Below are 5,747 nucleotides of genomic sequence, written 5' to 3'. Positions count from 1 at the left end.
AACGAGCAAAAACAAAAATTGTTCATATTTTGTAAAACTCTGAAGGGAAGTCTAAGTTATGCTCCTAATTGGGGACTAGACTACACTTTACTTTTGAAACTACTCAAAATTAATAATCTTCAAGCTGTAAAAAACTATTTCAATGAAATATCTAGAGAACTTAATTTAGATTTGATTAATATTTCGACTACGATACAAGAACGAAAAGTAAATATATCCTTTTTTTTTACTGGTGATGTTTTAAATATGGAGCTTGATTTATGAGTATTGTTTTTGATTCTGATTTTGGTGTTCTAAAACGGACAATTAAAGATATTGTAAGATCGAAAAGAGAATATTTGCGTGTAAATTATAGTATTAATATTGATGATAATAACAGTTCAATTTATAACATTATTGCATCTTCTTTAGCATTAATTGAAGAAGAAATAATTAATGAGCTTAATCTCTTTTTTTCTAAAATGAAACCGGGTGGAACCTATTGGACTGCTATTGAAGAACATATTTCTTCTAAAAGCACAACTTACAGTGCAGTGCGTTCTGCTTTACTCAATCTTGATGGAGTAGAATACGCTAACATTAAAAGTTCGGCTGGAAAAGCTAATGTATATCTAATTCTAAAAGAAGATTTACTAGATAGTGGTAAAACTAATATTGAAAACTCAAAATTCAAGGCCGAACTTTGGGAGATATTATATCTAACAACTCCTAGTGGCACATTACTTGAAGGAAATATAGAAATTGACGGACTCAACCCAACTGGACAAAAAAAATCCTACAAAATATCACTCGGAAAAAGAAAATATGTTTACATGAAAGTAAAATACAAACCGGATCTTAAAAATTATCTTTATTTAAATATAGATTCTCAAATTAGAAATATATACTCTAGGATTATTTCAAATAACTATTCTGATATGGGAATTAGTTTTGAATATCAAGACTTTTTTGCTCCTGTTAATGAAGTAAAAGGAATTAAATCTATTGAAATTGAAGCCTGTATAAAAGATTCAGACACTGAGAATATTTCAAGCATTACTAGTAGCGATTTTAAAAAAAATCAAGACCTTGCTATTTCTGATGATACACTACTACTTTTTAATATAACGGATCGCTTGCTTATTGACATTGAGAAATAAAAATTATGAAAATACCCAATTTTTTAAAAGACACTCAAGTTCACAAATTTATACTTACAGAAAATGAATACGCACGAAAACTGCTTAATGAGCTTAGGTCTCTTAATTCTAACTTCATATCTATTGATGCAAAAGAAAATATAAAATCAAGATATATTGCTATATGGCTATCTCAAGTTTTATCTATTTTTTATGCACAAACTCAAACTTTACAAAGCATTACAAGCAATATCAATAGTGTTATTTTTGCTTTACGTCATATTGGTACTGATGAATCATTTAGGCTAATTTTTAAGGCCTTTTTGAATGTGGATATTGAAGTTACTACACCACAAGCTGGTGTTATTGATATATCACTAAAAGGAGCAATAAAAACAAACTTTACCACATTTATTTCACCCAGCACTGCAAAAGGTAAAAGGCTCAAAAAAATACTAATTAGAGAAAAGAAAGCTGGGTATGCTGCATCTAAAAAAGCTTTGATATTCAACTCACTCCCCAAGGGCTATGATCATTCAATTTATGCTTTTATAAAAAAAATTATTCCCATAGGTAGAGTGCTAAAAATTAATGATAAAGATGGTCAAAATATTATAACTTTTAACAACTAAGGGGGCTTGATGGCTGAAGAACAAGAAAAATTACTAATTGATGAAGAAGAAACGGTTCAAATAAAAGATTTAAACAGGGTGAGCGATGTTAAAAATACTGATCTTTTACTGCTTGACGATGGGGTAGCAAGTAGCAACGCTATTACATACGAAAACTTTTTGAAAACCACTAAAGACAAAACTTTTAAAGGTGAAGGACTAAGCTACTTTAAAGGGATAATCAAGTCTACAATTGCAGAAGAGCTTGCAAATGATAAAAGTTTTATAGAAAAAATTTACACTCAAATAATAGATAAACTAATTAACAATGATTATGAGAATATTTCTAACCTTTTTAGTAAAATAAAATCGCGTCTTACAGATAGCATATCATCAGCTACTCTATCTAGATATGATGATCTTTTGATAATGCCTAATTCAAGCACTATTCAAAAAACTAGCGTTCCTAAACAATTACTAGGAGTACCATCCGATTTTACACATGGTAGAAGTTTTACTTCCGGCACTACGCTTTATTCTTATGAATACAAGAATAAAGCAATAACTATCGATATGGACAACTATGGCGATGTATCCCTCATTTTTTACAAATATAATGATAATGATCCCATTTATCTTGATATTGATATTGACGTAGAATACAATAATACGCTAGGCAAGTCATTATATCTAAGATATAGCGATGAAACTGAAAAAAGTCTGGTTTATATGCATATGGACTCTAGGGGAGTATCTCTTAGATTTCCCATGTACAAAGGATGGTACATCCAAAAAAGAGCCTACCGATCAGGAAATTCGGTTCCAGTTCTTTTAAAACTATAATTTTTTTTATCAAAAATTATAGTTTTGATATATAATATATATGTACAAATAAAAAATTAAAATTAAGGATTCAAAAATGGATATAAAAATAACCGAGCTTCTTATAAATCTAAACGAAATTAAGCTTATAGCAGTAATGATTTTTGTAACAGTACTAGTTCTAGGAGGGTTAATTCTTCTAAAGCCTTTACTAAAGGATATATTGTCTATAGTAATAGGCAAGCTTTTTAGAAATGGAAATGGTAATAATCACATAAAAAAAAGAGATTAACTATGAAATTATCTAAAGATAATCTTGAAATTGGACTTACATCAATATCAAAACTTATTGAAATATTTTCTAAATTTGAAAATGAATTTGATCCTATTGCACATAAAGGATTTTCTTTAGTTCATGAACTATATGTTCATTATACATTAATCTATAAAGAGAATATGGAAAGGCTTAATAATGCATTAAGTCCATCAATAACTAAAACACTAACTCCAATAAATAATAAAATTAATACATTTATTGATCTGGTTAATTCTAATGAAAAAAATCTAAAAATATCTAATAATCTAAAATTCAATGAGGAAGGAAAACCTATCTATCAAGAAGGAATAAATAATGCAAAATAATACTATTGAATTAGGATTAAATTTACTATCAAGCTTAACCAACATAGCTAAAACCGATACAAACATAGATCATAATTACATCAATACTTTTAGTAAAGTAATAGATTTTTTCTACAAAACATATATGAGCACACTAAAATCTATGGAAACGGCCCAGTCAATGAAAATATTAGAAGAAATAAAAGAAATCTTAACATATAATATTGAAATAATCGAGGCTATCTCTAGTAATAAAAGTAAAAAAATTATCAATTCGCTTAAAGCAAAACGCAACAAAATCATGAAGGAATATGTAAACATCCTTAAAAGGGGTGAAAATGCTTAAAAAATTGCCCTATCTATTAATTACTTTATTATTATGCTGTACTACTATTGCTAGTCTACCAGAAGAACCAAAGCCTCCAATTATTCAAACACTAAAATCTTTAGCTAAATATGAAGCACAACTTTCAGAATATGTTATGTACCTTATAACATTTTTATCCAAAACAAAAGTTAAGGTTAATGATTCCAATTATCCAGAATATACTTATCCAGACTTATCAGCACTAAAAGACGAACACTCCATAACTTCAGTAAAACATAATATCAAGATATATTTAGAGTACATTAAGAAAACAAAACCAATAGCGGAAAAAGTTTATAATGCGTATTCTCAGTTAAAAATGTAAATTTCAAAAAGGTTTTTCTTGCAAGAAATTATACTTTATATTAATCAGATTGGTTTTTACAACATATGAATATTTACTAATCAATTAGCTCCTCAACCAATTGTATTTCTTTCAATATCCTAATTATCTCACTGTCCTTTTCACCTGTTTGTCTAGCTGCTTTCAAAGTTTCTAGTTTGGCTGCTAATTTATCTTGAAACAAACTCTGTAAGTTTAATAATTTTTCTTTAAGCTCTCTATCATTTACATCCTTTAAACTTTCTTTTAATTTATTTATTTTATCTTTATAATCTTTAAATTCGTTGCCGGCAGAATCATTTTTAAGAGCTGAAACACCTGAAATCAATAAATTTATTTGTTTCTTTTCTTTTAAATATGCTTTACAAGTCATAAAAAATAACATTAATATAAAAAATAATTTAACTAAATTTTTAGTTTTCATTAATTACTCCTATATTTATTAATAATGAAATAAAAGCTAGCACAACATTCAAAAGAGATAAATCTCTCAATCAAAATCTTTAAAAATTTTTAAAAATAGGATCTATAATTACAAGAATAAATTTTATTTTTACTCAACATATTGTACTAGAAATAAGAAAAAGGAATAAAAATGAAAATTATCAACATATTATTTTGTTTATTTTTACTTATACTAAATAGCTGCACTGCTAATGATACACACGTTCAACAACCAAAAAATAGAGGAAAACGTGATTTAAGCCAACAAGAAACATCTCAAGAAACACCCAAATCTAAAGAAGAAATTCTTAAAGAAAAACTGTCCGATGATCAAAAAACAAACCTTGACTGGCTAAAAACCGCCTTAACTAATGCTGGAGAATTTGATAAATTCTTAGAAAATGATGAAAGCAAAATAAAATCAGCACTTGATCATATTAAAAAAGAACTTGATAAATGTACTGGACAACACGCAAATGATCAAAAAAACACTTTTAAAGCATTAGTTAAAGCGGCTTTTGAAAGCAGGGGTATAAATGATCTTCTTACTGCAACTAGTACATGTAACCAGCCACAACCATAATTAGCAATATGGTAACATAAACCCCCTATTGTGGGGGCTATACCATATAAGAATTTGCTATGCTGCAAATATGTAATCAAATTGTTTATCTTCTTTTAAGACACTAAAGAATATTAGTGGGCTAGCACCATAAATAGCCTTCTTAAACGACATAAACCTTTCAAAATTCTTTAAATCCTGCAATTTATTATTTTTCTTAAAATAGTCTTTTATAATATTTGCCCAATAGTTTATGTTCTTAAACTCTTTATTCTTATCAAAATACTTGATTAAATCAGTTTCAATTTTCTTGATATACTCAATATTATTGGGGTCTATTTTTTGAATAAACCCTATTTTTTGAATAATTGTATTTATATTATCTTTTATTTTAGAGTCATTGATCCAATTCTTCATGTTAGACAACGCTTCTTTAAAAATGCCATAGTAATAATACCTATCAATTTTTTCAACTTCTTTTTGAGCTTGACTATTCTCTTTTATTTGATTTTGATTTATGTCTTTTTTTTGTTCTTGTTTTTGATTAATAATAAATTGCTTGCTAGACATAGAATTTCTGTTTTCATAATTATTGTAAATAGGCGCTGCATCAGTATCCACTTCACTTTTTATATGGAGACACGCTACTAAAGCATACCTTTTGAAATAAGTGATAGCTGATCCAACCAGTTGTGGCACTGTATTTACATTTTTAGACCCATTTTCATTGTTCCATTGTAAGTTTTCTGTAAGCATTGGTGTATCAAAAGAAAATTCATATCCAGTACTTGTGCTGTAAAATGTGGTCCTAATAACATGCTCCTTTTGACCATCTACAAATTTAGATATTGGATATTGC

The 5,747-nt window shown here is 27.8% G+C and carries 11 protein-coding genes; 9 read left to right on the top strand and 2 right to left on the bottom strand.

From position 1 onward, the window contains the following. The 8 genes from LRB30_RS05400 to LRB30_RS05365 form a co-directional block, all read left to right on the top strand. Positions 1-264: GPW/gp25 family protein (locus tag LRB30_RS05400; protein ID WP_231020041.1), on the top strand; the 264-nt coding region annotated here is incomplete at its 5' end. Beyond that, positions 261-1,139 carry a DUF276 domain-containing protein gene (locus LRB30_RS05395; protein WP_231020039.1) on the top strand — a complete coding sequence of 293 codons (879 nt, stop codon included), beginning with the start codon at positions 261-263 and terminating at the stop codon, positions 1,137-1,139. The genes LRB30_RS05400 and LRB30_RS05395, both read left to right, overlap by 4 nt. 5 nt (positions 1,140-1,144) lie before the next feature. Further along, a complete protein-coding gene (locus LRB30_RS05390) occupies positions 1,145-1,750 on the top strand; it encodes a DUF735 family protein (RefSeq protein WP_231020036.1) in 606 nt (201 codons plus the stop codon). 9 nt (positions 1,751-1,759) lie between these two features. Further along, positions 1,760-2,572 carry a DUF685 domain-containing protein gene (locus LRB30_RS05385; protein ID WP_231020033.1) on the top strand — a complete coding sequence of 271 codons (813 nt, stop codon included), beginning with the start codon at positions 1,760-1,762 and terminating at the stop codon, positions 2,570-2,572. A gap of 76 nt (positions 2,573-2,648) precedes the next feature. After that, positions 2,649-2,843 carry a BlyA family holin gene (locus tag LRB30_RS05380; protein WP_231020031.1) on the top strand — a complete coding sequence of 65 codons (195 nt, stop codon included), beginning with the start codon at positions 2,649-2,651 and terminating at the stop codon, positions 2,841-2,843. A 2-nt stretch (positions 2,844-2,845) separates the two neighbouring features. After that, positions 2,846-3,193 (top strand): BlyB family putative holin accessory protein, encoded by a 348-nt coding sequence (locus tag LRB30_RS05375; RefSeq protein ID WP_231020029.1) that lies wholly within the window; start codon positions 2,846-2,848, stop codon positions 3,191-3,193. Next, complete coding sequence (locus LRB30_RS05370) at positions 3,183-3,518, top strand: BlyB family putative holin accessory protein (RefSeq protein ID WP_231020026.1); 336 nt, start codon at positions 3,183-3,185, stop codon at positions 3,516-3,518. Before LRB30_RS05375 ends, LRB30_RS05370 begins: the two co-directional genes overlap by 11 nt. After that, complete coding sequence (locus LRB30_RS05365) at positions 3,511-3,864, top strand: BBA14 family lipoprotein (protein ID WP_231020024.1); 354 nt, start codon at positions 3,511-3,513, stop codon at positions 3,862-3,864. Before LRB30_RS05370 ends, LRB30_RS05365 begins: the two co-directional genes overlap by 8 nt. A 76-nt stretch (positions 3,865-3,940) precedes the next feature. Here LRB30_RS05365 and revA read toward each other — a convergent pair whose 3' ends face one another. Next, positions 3,941-4,306: a fibronectin-binding protein RevA gene (gene revA / locus LRB30_RS05360; protein WP_231020022.1), complete on the bottom strand. Its 366-nt coding sequence runs from the start codon at positions 4,304-4,306 to the stop codon at positions 3,941-3,943. A 171-nt stretch (positions 4,307-4,477) separates the two neighbouring features. Here revA and LRB30_RS05355 point away from each other — a divergent pair, with 171 nt between their 5' ends. Next, positions 4,478-4,909, top strand: a complete 432-nt coding sequence (locus LRB30_RS05355) for an Mlp family lipoprotein (RefSeq protein ID WP_231020020.1) — start codon at positions 4,478-4,480, stop codon at positions 4,907-4,909. Between the two features lie 57 nt (positions 4,910-4,966). On the opposite strand, the gene LRB30_RS05350 is transcribed toward LRB30_RS05355, so the two are convergent. Next, the coding region (locus LRB30_RS05350) for an ERF family protein (protein ID WP_231020018.1) at positions 4,967-5,747 on the bottom strand (781 nt) is incomplete at its 5' end.

This window comes from Borreliella americana, assembly GCF_021043605.1.
Classification (GTDB): Bacteria; Spirochaetota; Spirochaetia; order Borreliales; family Borreliaceae; genus Borreliella; species Borreliella americana.
Note: the sequence above shows the minus strand (reverse complement) of the source record. Positions and strands in the feature narration are given on the sequence as shown.

Coding starts and splice junctions, on each gene's coding strand:
- LRB30_RS05395 (WP_231020039.1), top strand. CDS start 261: ATGAGTATTGTTTTTGATTCTGATTTTGGTGTTCTAAAACGGACAATT.
- LRB30_RS05390 (WP_231020036.1), top strand. CDS start 1,145: ATGAAAATACCCAATTTTTTAAAAGACACTCAAGTTCACAAATTTATA.
- LRB30_RS05385 (WP_231020033.1), top strand. CDS start 1,760: ATGGCTGAAGAACAAGAAAAATTACTAATTGATGAAGAAGAAACGGTT.
- LRB30_RS05380 (WP_231020031.1), top strand. CDS start 2,649: ATGGATATAAAAATAACCGAGCTTCTTATAAATCTAAACGAAATTAAG.
- LRB30_RS05375 (WP_231020029.1), top strand. CDS start 2,846: ATGAAATTATCTAAAGATAATCTTGAAATTGGACTTACATCAATATCA.
- LRB30_RS05370 (WP_231020026.1), top strand. CDS start 3,183: ATGCAAAATAATACTATTGAATTAGGATTAAATTTACTATCAAGCTTA.
- LRB30_RS05365 (WP_231020024.1), top strand. CDS start 3,511: ATGCTTAAAAAATTGCCCTATCTATTAATTACTTTATTATTATGCTGT.
- revA (WP_231020022.1), bottom strand. CDS start 4,306: ATGAAAACTAAAAATTTAGTTAAATTATTTTTTATATTAATGTTATTT.
- LRB30_RS05355 (WP_231020020.1), top strand. CDS start 4,478: ATGAAAATTATCAACATATTATTTTGTTTATTTTTACTTATACTAAAT.